This window comes from Streptomyces sp. NPDC002888, assembly GCF_042888465.1.
Classification (GTDB): domain Bacteria; phylum Actinomycetota; class Actinomycetes; order Streptomycetales; family Streptomycetaceae; genus Streptomyces.
This window is the reverse complement of sequence record NZ_JBIAPU010000006.1, coordinates 305,821-321,779: the sequence shown is the minus strand read 5'-3', so window position 1 is coordinate 321,779 and position 15,959 is coordinate 305,821. Positions and strand designations below refer to the sequence as shown.

At 72.2% G+C, this 15,959-nt stretch carries 15 protein-coding genes; 7 read left to right on the top strand and 8 right to left on the bottom strand.

Annotation, left to right across the window (positions count from 1 at the left end; genetic code table 11):
* Positions 1 to 852: 852 nt before the first annotated feature.
* Positions 853 to 1,890, bottom strand: a complete 1,038-nt coding sequence (locus ACFYWX_RS12985) for a medium chain dehydrogenase/reductase family protein (RefSeq protein WP_389424021.1) — start codon at positions 1,888 to 1,890, stop codon at positions 853 to 855.
* A 91-nt stretch (positions 1,891 to 1,981) separates the two neighbouring features.
* Between ACFYWX_RS12985 and ACFYWX_RS12980 the strand changes: the two genes are divergently transcribed.
* The gene (locus ACFYWX_RS12980; protein ID WP_389424020.1) at positions 1,982 to 2,641 is read left to right on the top strand and encodes a TetR/AcrR family transcriptional regulator; all 660 of its coding nucleotides are present in this window, start codon (positions 1,982 to 1,984) and stop codon (positions 2,639 to 2,641) included.
* A 46-nt stretch (positions 2,642 to 2,687) separates the two neighbouring features.
* Positions 2,688 to 4,133: an argininosuccinate synthase gene (gene argG, locus ACFYWX_RS12975; protein ID WP_389424019.1), complete on the top strand. Its 1,446-nt coding sequence runs from the start codon at positions 2,688 to 2,690 to the stop codon at positions 4,131 to 4,133.
* A 47-nt stretch (positions 4,134 to 4,180) separates the two neighbouring features.
* Here argG and ACFYWX_RS12970 read toward each other — a convergent pair whose 3' ends face one another.
* A complete protein-coding gene (locus ACFYWX_RS12970; protein ID WP_389424018.1) occupies positions 4,181 to 5,785 on the bottom strand; it encodes a FadD3 family acyl-CoA ligase in 1,605 nt (534 codons plus the stop codon).
* 98 nt (positions 5,786 to 5,883) lie between these two features.
* Between ACFYWX_RS12970 and ACFYWX_RS12965 the strand changes: the two genes are divergently transcribed.
* From ACFYWX_RS12965 to ACFYWX_RS12955, 3 genes are read left to right on the top strand one after another with little or no spacing between them, the layout of a single operon-like run.
* Entirely contained in the window at positions 5,884 to 7,032 is a 1,149-nt protein-coding gene (locus ACFYWX_RS12965; protein ID WP_389424017.1) for a lipid-transfer protein, read from the top strand.
* A gap of 1 nt (position 7,033) precedes the next feature.
* The gene (locus ACFYWX_RS12960; RefSeq protein ID WP_389424016.1) at positions 7,034 to 7,453 is read left to right on the top strand and encodes a Zn-ribbon domain-containing OB-fold protein; all 420 of its coding nucleotides are present in this window, start codon (positions 7,034 to 7,036) and stop codon (positions 7,451 to 7,453) included.
* Positions 7,450 to 8,223: an enoyl-CoA hydratase/isomerase family protein gene (locus ACFYWX_RS12955; RefSeq protein ID WP_389424015.1), complete on the top strand. Its 774-nt coding sequence runs from the start codon at positions 7,450 to 7,452 to the stop codon at positions 8,221 to 8,223. The genes ACFYWX_RS12960 and ACFYWX_RS12955 overlap by 4 nt, the downstream gene beginning before the upstream one ends.
* A 3-nt stretch (positions 8,224 to 8,226) precedes the next feature.
* Here ACFYWX_RS12955 and ACFYWX_RS12950 read toward each other — a convergent pair whose 3' ends face one another.
* The 3 genes from ACFYWX_RS12950 to ACFYWX_RS12940 form a co-directional block, all read right to left on the bottom strand.
* Positions 8,227 to 8,739: a hypothetical protein gene (locus ACFYWX_RS12950; protein ID WP_389424014.1), complete on the bottom strand. Its 513-nt coding sequence runs from the start codon at positions 8,737 to 8,739 to the stop codon at positions 8,227 to 8,229.
* Positions 8,740 to 8,966: 227 nt separating this feature from the next.
* Positions 8,967 to 11,318 carry a PQQ-binding-like beta-propeller repeat protein gene (locus ACFYWX_RS12945; protein WP_389424013.1) on the bottom strand — a complete coding sequence of 784 codons (2,352 nt, stop codon included), beginning with the start codon at positions 11,316 to 11,318 and terminating at the stop codon, positions 8,967 to 8,969.
* A gap of 183 nt (positions 11,319 to 11,501) precedes the next feature.
* The gene (locus ACFYWX_RS12940; protein WP_389424012.1) at positions 11,502 to 12,224 is read right to left on the bottom strand and encodes a VOC family protein; all 723 of its coding nucleotides are present in this window, start codon (positions 12,222 to 12,224) and stop codon (positions 11,502 to 11,504) included.
* A gap of 134 nt (positions 12,225 to 12,358) precedes the next feature.
* Between ACFYWX_RS12940 and ACFYWX_RS12935 the strand changes: the two genes are divergently transcribed.
* A complete protein-coding gene (locus tag ACFYWX_RS12935; protein ID WP_389424091.1) occupies positions 12,359 to 12,994 on the top strand; it encodes a TetR family transcriptional regulator in 636 nt (211 codons plus the stop codon).
* A 70-nt stretch (positions 12,995 to 13,064) separates the two neighbouring features.
* On the opposite strand, the gene ACFYWX_RS12930 is transcribed toward ACFYWX_RS12935, so the two are convergent.
* Positions 13,065 to 13,535 (bottom strand): Lrp/AsnC family transcriptional regulator, encoded by a 471-nt coding sequence (locus ACFYWX_RS12930; protein WP_389424011.1) that lies wholly within the window; start codon positions 13,533 to 13,535, stop codon positions 13,065 to 13,067.
* A gap of 82 nt (positions 13,536 to 13,617) precedes the next feature.
* Between ACFYWX_RS12930 and ACFYWX_RS12925 the strand changes: the two genes are divergently transcribed.
* Positions 13,618 to 14,241 (top strand): LysE family translocator, encoded by a 624-nt coding sequence (locus ACFYWX_RS12925; RefSeq protein ID WP_389424010.1) that lies wholly within the window; start codon positions 13,618 to 13,620, stop codon positions 14,239 to 14,241.
* On the opposite strand, the gene ACFYWX_RS12920 is transcribed toward ACFYWX_RS12925, so the two are convergent.
* Positions 14,165 to 14,698, bottom strand: a complete 534-nt coding sequence (locus ACFYWX_RS12920; RefSeq protein ID WP_389424009.1) for a nitroreductase family deazaflavin-dependent oxidoreductase — start codon at positions 14,696 to 14,698, stop codon at positions 14,165 to 14,167. The genes ACFYWX_RS12925 and ACFYWX_RS12920 overlap by 77 nt on opposite strands.
* Positions 14,695 to 15,882 carry an acyl-CoA dehydrogenase family protein gene (locus tag ACFYWX_RS12915; protein WP_389424008.1) on the bottom strand — a complete coding sequence of 396 codons (1,188 nt, stop codon included), beginning with the start codon at positions 15,880 to 15,882 and terminating at the stop codon, positions 14,695 to 14,697. The genes ACFYWX_RS12920 and ACFYWX_RS12915 overlap by 4 nt, the downstream gene beginning before the upstream one ends.
* Positions 15,883 to 15,959 lie beyond the last annotated feature (77 nt).

The following is a 15,959-nucleotide window of genomic DNA, read 5'->3' as shown; positions in this document are numbered from 1 at the left end:
CCCCGGCGAAGCCTGAGCCGGGCTCTTCGTGCGGAGGGTTGGAGTCGACTCCAGGCGGGTGCCTGGGCGGAACCGGGGCTGCGTCCGGACCTCGTGACACGGCTCCGGGCGGTACAGCTCCTCAAGCCCGGCCTCGTCGTGAGCCACCGTTCCGCTGCCGTGCGAGGTGACCTGCGCCCCTCGGCGTTTCCAAGTCGCCGTGGGGCCGCCCGCTTCTTTGCCAGTGTCGTGCTTCCACGGCCCGCCTCAAGGGCGCTTCGCGTCGGCTGCGCCGATCGGCCTGCGGCCGACCCTTGACCCGGTCCGCTCCAGCACGGGTGAGAAGCGAGCGGGCGGCCGGGGAGGAGCGGGTCGCCTGGGCGTGCTTGCGGGTGGGGGCCTGCTGCGTTGCGGGCCGGGGCTCGCGGGCGCGTCGGCTGGTCGGGGGCACGCCGGGCCTGCTCAGCGACGGGGCCGTGTCCGTTTTCCCGGGTGGGCGGCTGCAAGGGGCGTTCGTCACGCTCACCTACTTCAGGAGCAGGCCACTCCCCCGCCAAGAAGGGGTTCTTGGCAGGTGTGGGCCACTTTTCACCGGGGCCGGGCCCTGGGGAATGGCGCAGGTCCTCCAGGGTCCTCGGGTCAGCCGGCGCCAAGGTGGCGAGCGGGCCTCCGCGGTCGTCTTGAGGTCGTGCAGCCAGGCTTCGAGGCCGGTGCCGAGGGCTGTGGTGGCGGTGGGGACGTCTGCTTCGACCTGGGGGCCGGTCCAGGTTTCCTCGGTGTGGACGTGGATGCCGGCCTTGGTCTTGGTGAAAGTCCACAGGTGGACGCCCTCGTCGATGCGCAGGCCCTCGCGGGTTGCCGTGGTCGGCTGCGCTATGGGGTCATGACGACCTTTCCGGTGGCCGTTCCCGACTCGGCCAGGCTCAGGGCCTCGGCGGCGCGGATGAGGGGGAGTCGGGCGGCGATGCGGGGGGTGACGTCGCCTCGCTGGAGGGCTGTGAAGAGGTGGGTGAGGTCTGAGGCGACGCGGGAGCGGAAGCGGGTCTTGGACAGGGCTCGGCCGGCCAGGACGTTGTAGAAGTAGGCGTGGCGGCGGTTGGGGAGGGCGTTCCAGAGCCATACGCGGGCGAGCAGCTTGAATACGGGCCACTGCTTGGAGCCCTCGTCGTCGAGGGTGGAGGCGCTGCCGTAGGAGACGAGGGTGCCGCCGGGGGCGAGGAGGTGCCAGGAGTCGACGATGCTTCGGCCGCCGACGTGGTCGAAGACCGCGTCCACTCCGGCGGGGGCGAGTGCGCGGACCTGCGCGGCCACGTCACCCGTGCGGTAGTCGACGGGGGTGACGCCCTGTTCCCGGAGGGCGTCGTGGTGGCGGGGCGACGCCGTGCCGATCACCTGCACGCCCGCGGCCCGCGCGAGTTGGACCAGGAGCGAGCCGACTCCGCCGTTGGCGCCGTGGACCAGGATGGTCTGTCCGGCGCGGACGCGTGCCTTGCGGTGCAGCATCTGCCAGGCCGTGATGCCGTTGAGCACCAGGGTCTCCGCCTCCGCCGCGTCGATCCCGTCGGGGACCGGCACCGCGTCCGCCGCGTCGACCAGCACATGGCTCGCCCAGCCGCCGACCTTGAGCAGTGCGGCCACCCGGGTGCCGGTCAGGGTCGGCTCTACGCCCTCGCCGGTCGCCTGGACCGTGCCGACCAGGTCGTAGCCGGGGACGAAGGGGAAGGGGGGCTGGTCGTAGTAGCGGCCTCGGCGCATCTGCTGCTCGGCGAAGGAGACTCCCGTCGCCTCCATACGGACCAGCACCTGGCCGGGGCCGGGGGTGGGGACCGGTCCGTGCCTGAGCTGCAGGCCTTCCGGGGCCACCTTGCCGGGCAGGACGACCTCGACGCGTTCGTTCATGGCTGGCTCCATGTCTTGAGTGGGTTACTTGCTCTCTTGTTCGTTAGAAGTTGTAACGCAAAGATGCAGTGAGAGTCAATAGGAATAGTGATAGCCTCTAACCATGGTCGAAAACGGGACGCAGACACCTCGCGAGCGCTACCGCGCCCAGGTGCGCGCGGAGGTCAAGGAGCGGGCTTGGGAGCAGATCGCCTCGGCGGGGGCGTCCGCGCTCTCGCTCAACGCGATCGCCAAGCAGATGGGGATGAGCGGGCCCGCGCTGTACCGGTACTTCGCCGGGCGGGACGAGCTGATCACCGAGCTCATCAGGGGCGCGTATCGGAGCCTTGCCGATACCTTCCGTGCGACCACCGAGGCCTCCGGGTCAGGGGCCGACCCGGCCGCCCTGGCGCACGCCCTGCGGGGGTGGGCCCTGGAGGATCCTCAGCGGTACCTCCTTGTCTACGGCACGCCCGTTCCGGGCTATCACGCGCCCGACGACGTCACCGGGATCGCGTCCGAGATCATGGCGACCCTGCTCGACGCGTGCGCCGCGTCGCCCCCCGACGGCCCCGTGACGCCGTTCGACGCGCACCTCGAAGAACACCGGCAGTGGGCGGGCGCGCACCCTGCCCCGCCCGCGGTCCTCCATCGAGCCCTGAGTTTCTGGACCCGGCTGCACGGGATCCTGTCCCTGGAGCTCGCGGGGCACTTCACCGGCATGGGATTCGACCCCGCGCTGCTCTTCGCGGCCGAACTGGAGGACCTGTCGACAGAAAGGTGACGCGGACCTCTTTGCATGACCATGCGTGATTATGCATAATCTTCCTATGTCCAAGGTCCTCACCTCCCTTCCCGCCGGCGAGCGCGTCGGCATCGCCTTCTCCGGCGGTCTCGACACCTCGGTCGCGGTCGCGTGGATGCGTGACAAGGGCGCCATCCCGTGCACCTACACGGCCGACATCGGCCAGTACGACGAGCCCGACATCGCCTCGGTGCCCGGCCGCGCGCAGACCTACGGTGCCGAGATCGCGCGCCTGGTCGACTGCCGGGCGGCGCTGGTCGAGGAGGGCCTGGCCGCGCTGACCTGCGGGGCGTTCCACATCCGCTCGGGCGGGCGTGCCTACTTCAACACCACGCCGCTCGGCCGCGCCGTCACGGGCACGCTCCTGGTGCGGGCGATGCTCGAGGACGACGTACAGATCTGGGGCGACGGCTCCACGTTCAAGGGCAACGACATCGAGCGGTTCTACCGCTACGGCCTGCTCGCCAACCCGCACCTGCGGATCTACAAGCCCTGGCTGGACGCCGACTTCGTGACCGAGCTCGGCGGCCGCAAGGAAATGTCGGAGTGGCTGCTCGCCCACGGCCTGCCCTACCGGGACAGCACGGAGAAGGCGTACTCCACCGACGCCAACATCTGGGGCGCCACCCACGAGGCGAAGACCCTGGAGCACCTGGACACCGGCGTGGAGACCGTGGAGCCCATCATGGGCGTACGGTTCTGGGACCCCGAGGTCGAGATCGCCACCGAGGACGTCACCATCGGCTTCGACCAGGGCCGGCCGGTGACGGTCAACGGCAAGGAGTTCGCCTCCCCCGTCGACCTGGTGATGGAGGCCAACGCCATCGGCGGCCGCCACGGCATGGGCATGTCGGACCAGATCGAGAACCGGATCATCGAGGCCAAGAGCCGCGGCATCTACGAGGCCCCCGGCATGGCCCTGCTGCACGCGGCCTACGAGCGCCTCGTCAACGCGATCCACAACGAGGACACCCTCGCCCAGTACCACAACGAGGGACGGCGCCTCGGGCGGCTGATGTACGAGGGCCGCTGGCTGGACCCGCAGGCGCTGATGGTGCGCGAGTCGCTGCAGCGCTGGGTCGGCTCGGCCGTCACCGGTGAGGTGACGCTGCGGCTGCGGCGCGGTGAGGACTACTCGATCCTCGACACCACGGGCCCGGCGTTCAGCTACCACCCGGACAAGCTGTCCATGGAGCGCACCGAGGACTCCGCGTTCGGTCCCGTCGACCGGATCGGCCAGCTCACCATGCGCAACCTCGACATCGCCGACTCGCGCGCCAAGCTGGAGCAGTACGCCGGCCTCGGCCTCATCGGCACCGGCAGCCCCGCCATCGGTGCCGCCCAGGCCGCCGCGACCGGCCTGATCGGCGCCATGCCGGAGGGCGGCGCCGAGGCCATCGCCTCCCGCGGCGAGGTCTCCGACGAGGACGCGCTGCTCGACCGCGCCGCGATCGAGTCCGGTAACGACTGACCCCGCAATGGAAAAGGCCGGCTCCTCGTCGAGTCGGCCTTTTTGCGTTACCCCAGCCGGTCCCGCAGGGCGCCCTTGAGGACCTTGCCGCTCGCGTTCCTCGGGAGTTCGCCGACGAACTCCACCGTCCTCGGCACCTTGTAGTTGGCCATCTCGCGGCGTGCCCACGCGATGAGTTCGTCCCCGGTCAGCGCTGCTCCGGGCCGGCGCACCACGTAGGCCCTGCCGACCTCCCCGAGTCGCGCGTCGGGCACGCCGATCACCGCCACGTCGGCCACCTCCGGGTGCAGGCCCAGGCGCTGCTCGATCTCCGCCGGGTAGGCGTTGAAGCCGCCGACGATGTACATGTCCTTGATGCGGTCGGTGATGCGGAGGTTGCCCGACTCGTCCAGGACGCCCACGTCTCCGGTGCGCAGCCAGCCGTCGGGGGTCAGGGTCTCGGCGGTGGCCGCCTCGTCCTCGTAGTAGCCGCGCATGACGTTGAAGCCGCGGACCCGTATCTCCCCCGGGACGCCCGGCCCCAGCGGTACTCCGTGCGCGTTCACGACCCTCACCTCCGTGCCGGGGATCGGGCGGCCGGAGGTCGAGGCGATCACCGAGGGGGCGTCGTCGCGGCGGCACATGGTGACGATGCCGCTGGCCTCGGACAGGCCGTACGCCGTGAGGACCGTGTCGACGCCGAGTTCGCCACGGAGGCGTTCGACCAGGCGCAGCGGCACCACGGCCGCGCCCGTCACGACGAGCCGCAGTGCGGAGAGGTCGTGGGTGTCCCGGGCGGGGTGGTCCAGGAGGGACTGGTGCAGGGTCGGGGGGCCGGGCAGGACGGAGACGCGTTCCGCCGCCACGTTGGCCAGGACCGTGTCCACGTCGAACACCGGCTGCGGGATCATCGTCGCGCCCCGCATCAGGCAGGCGATCACGCCCGCCTTGTAGCCGAAGGTGTGGAAGAAGGGGTTGACGATGAGGTAGCGGTCGCCGCGGCGCAGGCCCGCGAGGTCGCTCCACACCTCGTACGCCCGCAGCGTCTGGGCGTGGGTGATCACCGCGCCCTTCGGGCGGCCCGTCGTGCCCGAGGTGAAGATGATGTCCGAGGGGGAGGACGGGGAGACGTCCGCCGACCTCGCCTTCACCTCCGCCTCCCCCACGCCCTCCCCGCTCGCCAGGAAGTCCTTCCACGTGCGGAAGTCGGCCGGGGCGTCGTCCGAGAGAACCACCACCTGTTGCAGCGCCGGGAGTCCCGGCAGCGGGCCGGGGCCGTCTCCGTCGCCCGCCGCCCTTCGTAGGGCCGCCACGTACGAGGTGCCCAGGAACGTGCCGGTCACGAACAGCAGCCGGGCGCCGCCGCGGCGCAGTACGTCCGCCGCCTCCGCGCCCTTGAAGCGCGTGTTCAGGGGGATCAGGACCGCGCCCGCCGACACCGCGCCCAGCGCCGCGACCATCCAGTCGAGGGTGTTGGGGGCCCAGATGCCGACCCGGTCCCCGAGTCGCACCCCGTTCGCCATGCACGCGGCCGCCGCGCGCTCCACCCGCGCGCCCAGTTCGGCGTACGTGATCCGGGTACGCCCCTCGGCGACCGCCTCGACGTCCGCGTACCGCTCGGCGGCCGACCGGACCAGGCCCGGAACAGAGCCCCACTCCACATCTGCGCCCACCGCAGGCCTCCCAACCCAGGAGCTGACTACCCGTCAGATTAGCTGTAACCTGACGCACTGTCAGCAGCCGGGCCCCTCGCCGCGGAGGTAGCCACAGCATGGCCGGACTCAAGGACGCCACCGCCATCGTCGGCATCGGACAGACCCCCTTCGCCAAGCGCCTCCCCGAGGACGAACGGACGCTCGCCTGCCAGGCCGTCCTCGCCGCGCTCGACGACGCCGGCATCGCGCCCGGCGAGGTCGACGCCCTCGCCTCGTACACCATGGAGGAGACCGACGAGGTGGAGCTGGCGAAGGCGGTCGGGTTCGGGGACCTCACCTTCTTCAGCAAGGTCGGCTTCGGCGGCGGCGGTTCGTGTGCCACCGTCGCCCATCTCGCCGCCGCGATCGCCGCCGGGCAGGCCACGGTGGGGGTCGCCTGGCGGTCGCGGAAGCGCGGGAGTGGTCCCCGGCCGTGGACCGACACCGCGGTCCAGCTCCCCACCCCGGGCCAGTGGACGCGGCCCTTCGGCCTGCTCCGGCCCGCCGACGAGATCGCCATGCTCGCCCGCCGCCACATGCACGAGTACGGCACCACCCGCGACCACCTGTTCAACGTCGCCCTCGCCTGCCGCAACCGCGCCAACCAGAACCCCGCCGCCCTCATGTACGACCGCCCGCTGACCCGGGAGATGTACATGACCTCCCGCTGGATCAGCGAGCCCCTCTGCCTCTTCGACAACTGCCTGGAGACGGACGGCGCGTTGGCCTGTGTCGTGGTCTCCCGGGAGCGTGCGCGCGACTGCCGGCGACCGCCCGTCCACGTCCACTCCGCCGCCCAGGGGCTCCCCGCCCAGCACCACGGCATGGTCAACTACTGGAACGACGACCCCCTCACCGGCCCCGCCTGGACCGCCGCCCGCCACCTGTGGAAGCACTCCGACCTCACCCCCCAGGACGTGGACGTCGCCCAGATCTACGACGCGTTCACGCCCCTCATCCCCCTCTCCCTGGAGGGGTACGGCTTCTGCGGGCGGGGCGAGGGCGGCGCCTTCACCGAGGGCGGTGCGCTGGAGATCGGCGGGCGGCTGCCCCTGAACACCGGCGGGGGCGGGCTCAGCGAGGCCTATGTGCACGGCTTCAACCTCATCAACGAGGGCGTGAAGCAGCTGCGCGGGACCAGCACCGCCCAGGTTCCCGGCGCCGCCACCTGCCTCGTCACCGCCGGCGAGGGAGTCCCCACCTCCGCCCTGCTCCTGAGGAGTTGAGATGCTCCAGCCGATCACCGACCCCGACGGCGCCCCCTTCTGGCGGTACGCCGCCCGGGGCGAGCTGCGTGTCCAGGCCTGCGCCGACTGCGGCGAGCTGCGCTTCCCGCCCCGCCCGTGCTGCCCCCACTGCCAGTCCTTCGGGAGCGAGTGGCGCCCGATGTCCGGGCAGGGGCGCATCTGGTCGTACGTCGTCCCCCATCCGCCCCTGCTGCCCGACTACGCCGAGCAGGCTCCGTACAACGTGGTCGTCGTGGAGCTGGCGGAGGCGCCGCGCATACGGCTCGTCGGGAATGTGGTCGGCCGGGCGGGGGCGGCGCTCAACAGCCTGCCGACCGAGCGGATACGGATCGGGGCCCGGGTGCACGTCGTCTTCGACGGGGAGTCCGGGCTTCCCCAGTGGGTACTGGAGCGTTCGTGAGCCTGCGGATCAGCACCTACACGGACACCGGCGTCGCCGTCGTCACCCTCGACCGGCCCAAGAAGCTGAACGCGATCGACCTCGACACGGCCGGAGAACTGGCCGCCACCTGGCGCGCGTTGCGCTACGACGACTCGGTGCGGGCCGTCGTGCTCACCGGCGCCGGTCAGCGGGCGTTCTGCACGGGGCTCGACCGGGACGCGGTCGTGCCGCAGCCCGACTCCCCCTACATGCAGGACGATCCGCTTCTCGCCATCGGGCCGAAGGCGAACGACCTGTGGAAGCCGGTCGTCGCCGCTGTGGAGGGGATGGCCTGCGGGGGCGCCTTCTATCTGCTCGGGGAGTGCGAGTTCGTCGTAGCCGGTGCCGGCGCGGAGTTCTTCGACCCGCACACCACGTACGGCATGGTCAGCGCGTACGAGTCGGTTCTCATGGCGCAGCGGATGCCGTTCGGGGAGGTCGCCCGGATGATGCTGATGGGGGCGGCGGAGCGGATCGGGGCGCGGCGGGCCCATGAGATCGGGCTCGTCTCCGAACTCACGGAGGCGGGAGGCGCCTTGGCGGCCGCAGTGGCGTGCGCCACCGTCATCGCCGGGTATCCCGTCGAGGCCGTCCAGGGCACCGTACGGGCGCTGTGGACGGCCAAGGAGGCTGCGCGGGCGCAGGGGTTCGCGCAGGCGCCGCATCTCATCTCCCTGGGCAACCTGCCCCCGGCCCGCCAGGCCGAGCTGTTCGCCGGGCGGCGGGCCAGGGATCACCGGGTGCGGTGAGCGTCAGGTCACCGGCGTGGCGTACAGGTCGGCCTCGCAGTGGTCGATGCGGGGGAGGAGTTCGGTGTCCTCCACTTCCACCTTCACCGTCGTCGTGCTGTTCGCCGACACATAGGTCTGCGTGCTCTCCAGGGTGACCTGGTCGTCCTGCTCGTCCAGGAAGACGACGTCGAAGGTGAAGGTGCCCCCGGTGCCGTTCGGGTTGGTGACCGAGACGGTCGCGTACGGGGCCTTCTCGGTGGCGCAGCTGACCAGCTCCGTCTCGGCGTTCTCCAGCACCGGCGTGGAGGTGTCGCCGGACCCGCCGCTGCCGGAGGTGTCGTCGTCGTAGTCATCGTCGTCGTAGTCGCGGTAGCCCGAACCGCCCGAACTCCCCCCGGACGTCGACGACGAACTGTCGTGATCCTGGCTGGAGCTGCTGCACCCGCCGCCCCCGCCGCTGCCGTGGCTGCTTCCGTGGCCGTGGCCACGGCTCGTCGAGAAGCCGGTGAGCGACAGGACCACGAGTGCGGCCACCGCTGTCAACCTGATGCTGCGTCCCCGTGATTGCATGGCGGCCACCCTACGCACCACCTGTCACGGTCATGTCACCGCGTGGCGATGGCCGCGTACCCGGCGTAGCGTCTGGGTTGGAAGCGGCGCATGGCCGCTCCCCGATGCGACGGCCGCCGTCTGGATCCCCTTCCGTGCGCCCGGTACGACGGCCGTCACCGGTCGGGTCCGCGAAGCGGTCCCACCGGCCGTCAGGCCGTGCGTGCCGTCCCCGTCCCCTTCTCCGCGTCCAGCGCGTACACGCAGCGGTCCTTGCTGCACGCGTACACGACGCCGTCCCGGACGACCGGGGAGCCGGTGATCTCGCCGCCGGTGGCCAGCTTCCAGCGCAGGCGGCCGTCGTCGGCCTTCAGGGTGTACAGCAGGTGGTCCGTGGAGCCGAAGTGGATGCGGCCCTCCGCGACCGCGGGGGCGCCCACGATGTCGCCGCCCGCCTGGAAGCGCCACTTGGGGGTGCCGGTGACGGCGTCCAGGGTGTAGAGGCCCTTGCCGCTGCCGACGTGGACGTGGCCCGCGGCGACCAGGACCGGGTCGACGGACGCCCGGGACTCGGTGGCGATGCGCCAGCGGTCGCGGCCGTCGGTGGCGTCGAGGGCGTACACCGTGCCGAGGTAGTCGGCGAGGTAGACGCCTCCGCCGGTCACCGCGGGGCCAGGGACGAAGGTGGGCGGGGAGAGGAAGACCGCGGGGGCCTCGAAGTGCCAGCGGACCATGCCGCTCACCACGTCGACGGCCAGGACGCGCGAGCCCGCGGAGACGTACACGTACCCGTCGGGGCCGTGCGTCACCCGGACGGGGACGCCGCCGCAGGAGGCCGCGTCGCCGATCGGGTACGACCAGCGCTCGTCGCCGGTGCGGGCGTCGAGGGCGCGCAGGCGGGCGTCCTGCCAGACGAAGGCCGTGCCGTCGTACAGGTCGGGCCCGGCCTCGGGGGACTCGAAGTCGGTCTGGCAGCCGGTGACCTCCCACAGCTTCTGGCCGCCCGAGGCCTCCCAGGCCTGGACGCCGCCGCCGCGGGTGCCGGTGAGGACGGTGCCGCGGTCGGCCTTGAGGGAGTACACCCAGGCGTCCGTGGACAGCCGCCACAGGTCGCCGCCCTCGCGGGCGTCCAGGGCGAACAGGGTGGGGCCGTCGGAGGCGTGCACGCGGCCGTCGGCGACCGCCATGGACCAGGCGACGTCCCGGGTCTTGAAGCGGCGGCGGCCGGTGGCCACGTCGAGGGCGTGCACCTCGAAGGAGGTGACGTACACGAGGTCGTCGGCGACCTTGGGGGTGCCCCAGACGTCGTTGGACATGCGGAACCGCCAGGGCCGCCAGCCGGCCGCCGTCTCCGGGGGCGCGGGGGGCGGCGCGGGTACGGCGGGGTCGGCGCCGTTGAGACCGGGGCGGGGCCGGGACCAGGAGGCGACCAGGCCGGCCTCGGGCGGGGGTGCCTTGACGGCGGCGGCGCGGGCGTCGGCGACACGGGGGCCGGGGCCGATGGGTACGGCCGCGCCGGCCAGCCGCACGGGGCCGATGTCGGGGCCGCCGACCGAGAGGGGCTGCGGGCCGGGGACGACGGGGTCGTGCGAGGGCGGGGGCGGCACCGCGGGTCCGCTGGGCCGGCCGCCGCTGCGCGGCCCGGTGGACGTCGCTTGCGCGGGCGGGCGGCCGCCGCGGCGCGTCTCGATGAGGGCGACCGCCTTCTCGGGCAGCCACGCCGACGCCGTACCGCTGTCGTCGGAACCGGAGCCGAAGAGGTGGGGGGCCAGCTGGGCCTGGAGGTCGGCGGGGTTGGGGCGGCCCGTCGCCTCCATCTGCATACAGGACTCGATGAGGGGGCGCAGCTCGTCCGGGAGTCCTTCGAGGTCCGGGCCCTCCCGCAGCAGCATGAAGACCGTCTCGACCGGGTTGGCGCCGTGGAAGGGCGGGTGCCCGGTGGCCGCGAACACCAGCATCGAGCCGAGCGAGAACACGTCGCTCGCGCCGGTGACGCTGCGGGAGTCCTTGGCCTGCTCGGGGGACATGTAGGCGGGCGTGCCGACGGCGACGTTCGTCATCGTCAAACGGGTGTTCGATACACCGGAGGCGATACCGAAGTCGATCACCCGGGGGCCGTCCTCGACGACCAGCACGTTGGACGGCTTGAGGTCGCGGTGGACCAGGCCTGCGCCGTGGATGGACTGCAGGGCCTCCGCGACGCCCGCCGCGAACCAGCGCACCGCCTGGGCCGGGAGCGGCCCGCACTCGTTCACTATTTCCTCGAGCGAGGGCGCGGGCACGTACGCGGTGGCCAGCCACGGCACGGCGGCGCGCGGGTCGGCGTCCACGACCGCCGCCGTGTAGAAGCCCGAGACCGCCCGGGCCGCCTCCACCTCACGCGTGAAGCGGACGCGGAACAGCTGGTCCTCGGCGAGCTCCGTGCGGACGGTCTTGATCGCCACGCGTCGGCCGGACGCCGAGCGCGCGAGATAGACCAGCCCCATGCCGCCGGCACCGAGCCGTCCCAGCACCTCGAACGGCCCGATCCGCCGCGGATCGTGCTGCGTCAGCTGATCCACCACTTGCCTGCCACCTCCCCGTACGAGCCGCGTCGCATATGTACGCGACCCCGTGCAGCGTCTCACCACCGCACCGCCATGGCGGCACGCACCCCGATTCTTCCTGGCCGGGCCACAGGTTGCGAACCCGGTGAGAATTGGGGTGTCTCCCTGTTTATCAGGGTTCACCAGGACAAATATGACGGATCAGCGTTGCAGCACCGCGAACGACGCCCCCTGATTGTCGGTGACGACGCCCACCGTCCCGTACGAGGTGTCGAAGGGTCCCGCCTGGACACGGCCGCCGAGCCGGTTCACCGTCCCGAGTGCCGCCGCGCAGTCCGCCACACCGAAGTGGACCAGGAAGTGCGGCGGCATCTCGGCCGGGAAGACGTCGGAGACGGGGGCGCGGCCGAAGTCGGGGTCGGCGTCGGGGCCGAAGAGGGCGTCGTGGAAGAGGTCGCCGTAGAACGTGTTGGCGGCCTCGGTGTCGCGGGCGTACAGCTCGGCCCAGGCGAAGGTGCCCGGCTCGTGGCGGCGGCCGAAGCCGAGGTGCCTGTCCGGCTGCCAGAGGCCGAAGACGGCGCCCTCGGGGTCGGTGGCGAGGGCGGCGACGCCCAGGTCGCCTACCGGCATGGGCGCGGTGACCACCTGCCCGCCGGCCGCCCAGATGCGGTCGGCGAGGCCCTCGGCGTCCGGGGTGGCGAAGTAGACCGTCCAGACGGTGGGCATCCGGCCGTCCGTCTTCCGTCCGAGCGCGGCGACGGGCTCGCCGTCGAGTCGCGCCCACACGGACGGGCCGTAGGCCTCCTTGAAGGTCCACCCGAAGAGCTCACCGTAGAACCGCTCGCCCGCCGCCACGTCGGCCAGCTGGGCGTCCAGCCAGCAGGGGACGCCCTCTCTATACGCGGATGCCCTGTTTTCGGCCATACAGCCAACGTAACGTCGGCTCCCGCAGCCCGCAGACCAGGCACACCCGGCCCGCAGCACCCGCACACCCCATTTGCAGTCGGCCGAATCGCGCTCCCATCACCCCTCGGTAAGCTGACGGCATGACAGGACAAGTGCGTACCGTCGACGGCCGCGTGGCCGGTCGGCGCGGGCAGGCGACGCGGCAGAAGTTGCTCGACTGCCTCAGCGAGATGCTCAGCTCTTCTCCCTACCGGGACGTCAAGGTCATCGATGTCGCCCGGAAGGCGGGCACTTCGCCCGCGACCTTCTACCAGTACTTCCCGGACGTCGAGGGAGCCGTCCTGGAGATCGCCGAGCAAATGGCCGCGGAGGGCGCCGGTTTGACCGAGCTGCTCGAGGGCCGGTCCTGGGTCGGCAAGTCCGGCTGGCAGACGGCGCAGGAACTCGTCGACGGGTTTCTGGAGTTCTGGAAGAAGAACGACGCGATTCTCCGCGTGGTCGACCTCGGCGCCGCCGAAGGCGACAAGCGCTTCTACAAGCTCCGCATGAAGATCCTGAACTCGGTGAACAACTCCCTGGTGGACGCCGTCTCCGAGTTGCAGTCCAAGGGCAGGGTCGACAAGGACGTGAACCCGGCCGCGATCGCCGGTTCGCTCGTCGCGATGCTCGCGGCGGTCGCCTCACACCAGAAGGGCTTCCAGACGTGGGGCGTCAAGCAGGCTGAACTGAAGCCGAACCTGGCGCTGTTGGTGCACCTGGGCATCACCGGCAAGAAGCCGACGAAATAGCCCACGCCCACGTTCGTTCTTACGGTCACGTCCTGTCTGGCAGGCGGCGGTTCACCCTCGGGTGGCCGCGTCATGCGGGCAGTGGCCGCTGTGCGGGCAGTGGCCGGTCCTTCACCACATGCTTCATCACCAGCGTGGACGTCAGCCGCTGCACCCCCGGCAGCGTCGCCAGCCGCTCGTCGTACAGCCGCTGGAAGGCCGCGAGGTCGGCCGTCGCCACCCGCAGCAGATAGTCGGGGTCCCCGAACAGCCGCTGCGCCTCCAGTACGTGCTCCACCTCGCTCACCGCCCGCTCGAACTCGGCGACCGTGTCCCGGTCCTCCTGCCGCATCGAGACGAAGACGAGCGCCTCGAAGGTCAGCCCGACGGCGGCCGGGTCCACGACCGCCCGGTACCCGGTGATCGCCCCCGACCGCTCCAGCTCCCGCAGCCGCCGGTGGCACGGCGAGACGCTGAGCCGCACCCGCCCGGCCAGCTCGGTCACGGTCAGCCGCCCGTCGTGCTGAAGCTCGGCAAGAATCTTGCGGTCCATGTCGTCCATGAGGCAGATCCTCCCCCACTCACTTTGATTCCGAGCAAATTTCGGGAACACCTTCGGCCGGATCGCGCCTAATGTCCCCAGCATGGACTCCGCAACACTCATTTCCTTCCTCGCCGTCGACCTGCTGCTGGTGTGCGTGCCGGGCGCGGACTGGGCGTATGTGATCGCCGCGGGGCTGCGCGGGCGCTCGGTGGGCGCGGCGGTGGCCGGGCTGGTCTCCGGGTACGCGCTGCACACCGTCCTCGCGACGGCGGGGCTCGCGGTCCTGGTCGCCGGGTCGCCTGCGCTGCTGACCGCGCTGACGGTGGCGGGGGCGGCCTACCTGGTGTGGCTGGGGTGGAGTGTGCTGCGCCGGCCGGGGGTGCCGGAGGCGGGCGAGACGGCGGTGACGGGCGGCGGGCGGGTCTTCCTGCGCGGGGCCACCATCAGCGGCCTGAACCCCAAGGGGCTGCTGCTCTACCTCTCGGTCCTGCCCCAGTTCCTCGTGACCCGCGACGCGCACCTCCCGATCCCCGCGCAGACCGCCGTCCTGGGGCTGCTGCACATGGCGTGCTGCGCCGCCGTGTACGCGGCGGTGGGCGTCCTGGCCCGCGCGGTGCTCGGCGCCCGGCCCGCCGCGGCCCGGGCGGTCACCCGGACGTCGGGGGCGGCGATGCTGGGGATCGGGGCGTTTCTGCTGGTCCAGCGGCTGGCACTCGGCGGCTGATCCGGAACAGCCGGATCTCCCGCTCCACCCGCTCCTGGTACGTCGCGTACGGCGGCCAGAACGCCAGCACCGCCTGCCACGCCGCCGCCCGCTCCTCCCCCTCGAGAAGCAGTGCCGTGACCGGGACGTCCTCGCCCTTCCAGCTGATCTCGGCGTCGGGATGGGCGAGGAGGTTGTGGGTCCAGGCGGGGTGGCCGCCGCGGCCGAAGTTGGAGCCGACGAGGAGCCAGCCGCGCCCACCGCCCTCCGGCATGCAGGCGAGCGGTGTTCGACGCGCCTGCCCGCTGCGCGCACCGGTCGAGGTCAGCACGACCCCGGGCAGCAGCTGCGCGCTGAGCAGCACCTTTCCCCGCGTGAGCCGGTGCACGGCGCGGTCCAGCGCCGGAATGACGTGCGGGGCGACCTTCGCGAAGCCGCGCGTCGAGGACACCTTCTGCACCACCCGGACGCCGATCACACCGCCACCTCCGTCCGCTCGAAGAGTCGTGCCGTGTCGGCGGCGTGCGCCCGCAGTCGGTGGACCGGCCCGAAGAGCAGCTCGTCGCCCGCGGCCCGCTTGAAGTACAGGTGGGCCTCGTGCTCCCACGTGAACCCGATGCCGCCGTGCAGCTGGATCGCCTCCCCGGCGGCGGTGCGCAGCGCCTGAAGCGCCTGGGCGAGGGCGAGGCCGCCCACCCGTTCCGTGTGCGCGCTCGCCCAGGCGGCGTAGTAGGCCGCCGACCGCGCCGCCTGCACCTGGACGTACACGTCGGCCAGCCGGTGCTTGACGGCCTGGAAGGAGCCGATCGCCCGCCCGAACTGCTCGCGCTGCCCGACGTACTCCACCGTCCGCTCCAACGCCCGGTCGGCGGCCCCGACGGCCTCGCAGGCCAGGAGGGCGGCGAGCCGGTCACCGAGGGCGGAGAGGGCCGCCAAGATGTCCGCCTCCGGTTCACCCAGCAACTCGGCCGTTGCGTCCCTGAGTTGGACCCGGGCCCGGGGCCGCGTCGCGTCCAGCGCGGTCTGCCGGACGCGGACGAGTCCGGCCGCGTCCCCCGGGACGAGGAAGAGGAGGGTACGGGAGCGGGCGAAGCCGCCGGTGTGGGCGGCGACCACGAGGAGCCCGGCGCTGTGTCCGTCGAGGACCTGGTCCGCCTCCCCGTACAGCCGCCACCCGCCGCCCGGCCCCCGCCGGGCCTGCACTCCGCCCGCACGGCCCCCGCCCGCCCAGTCGCCGCCGTTGCCGCCGGTCAGCGCGAGGGCGGTGGCGAGGCCGGGGCCGGGCACCGCGAGGGCGGCGGTCAGGGTGCCGGCGGCGAGGCGGGGCAGCAGGTCGGCGCGCTGGGGGTCGGTGCCGAGGGCGAGGAGGAGGGGGGCGGCGAGTCCAGCCGTGGCGAGCAGGGGGGAGGGGGTCAGTGCGCGGCCCGTCTCCTCGCAGGCCAGGGCGAGTTCGGTGACCGTGCAGCCGACGCCGCCGTACTTCTCGGGCAGGGCCAGTCCGGGCAGGCCGAGTTGTTCGGCGAGGGCGGTCCAGAGGGCGGGGTCGTGGCCTGTGGGGGTGTCGAGGGCGGCGCGCAGCTCGTGGGGTCCGCAGCGTTTGTGGAGCAGTTCGCGCAGGGTGCGGCGGATCTCGTCCTGTTCGGCGGTGAAGCTGGCGTCCATGGCTGCCTTCCCTCCCGATCTGACGGTCCGTCATGTTAGGGGTGGGGGCCGGAGGCGGGAAGGCTGTCGCGCGTTTC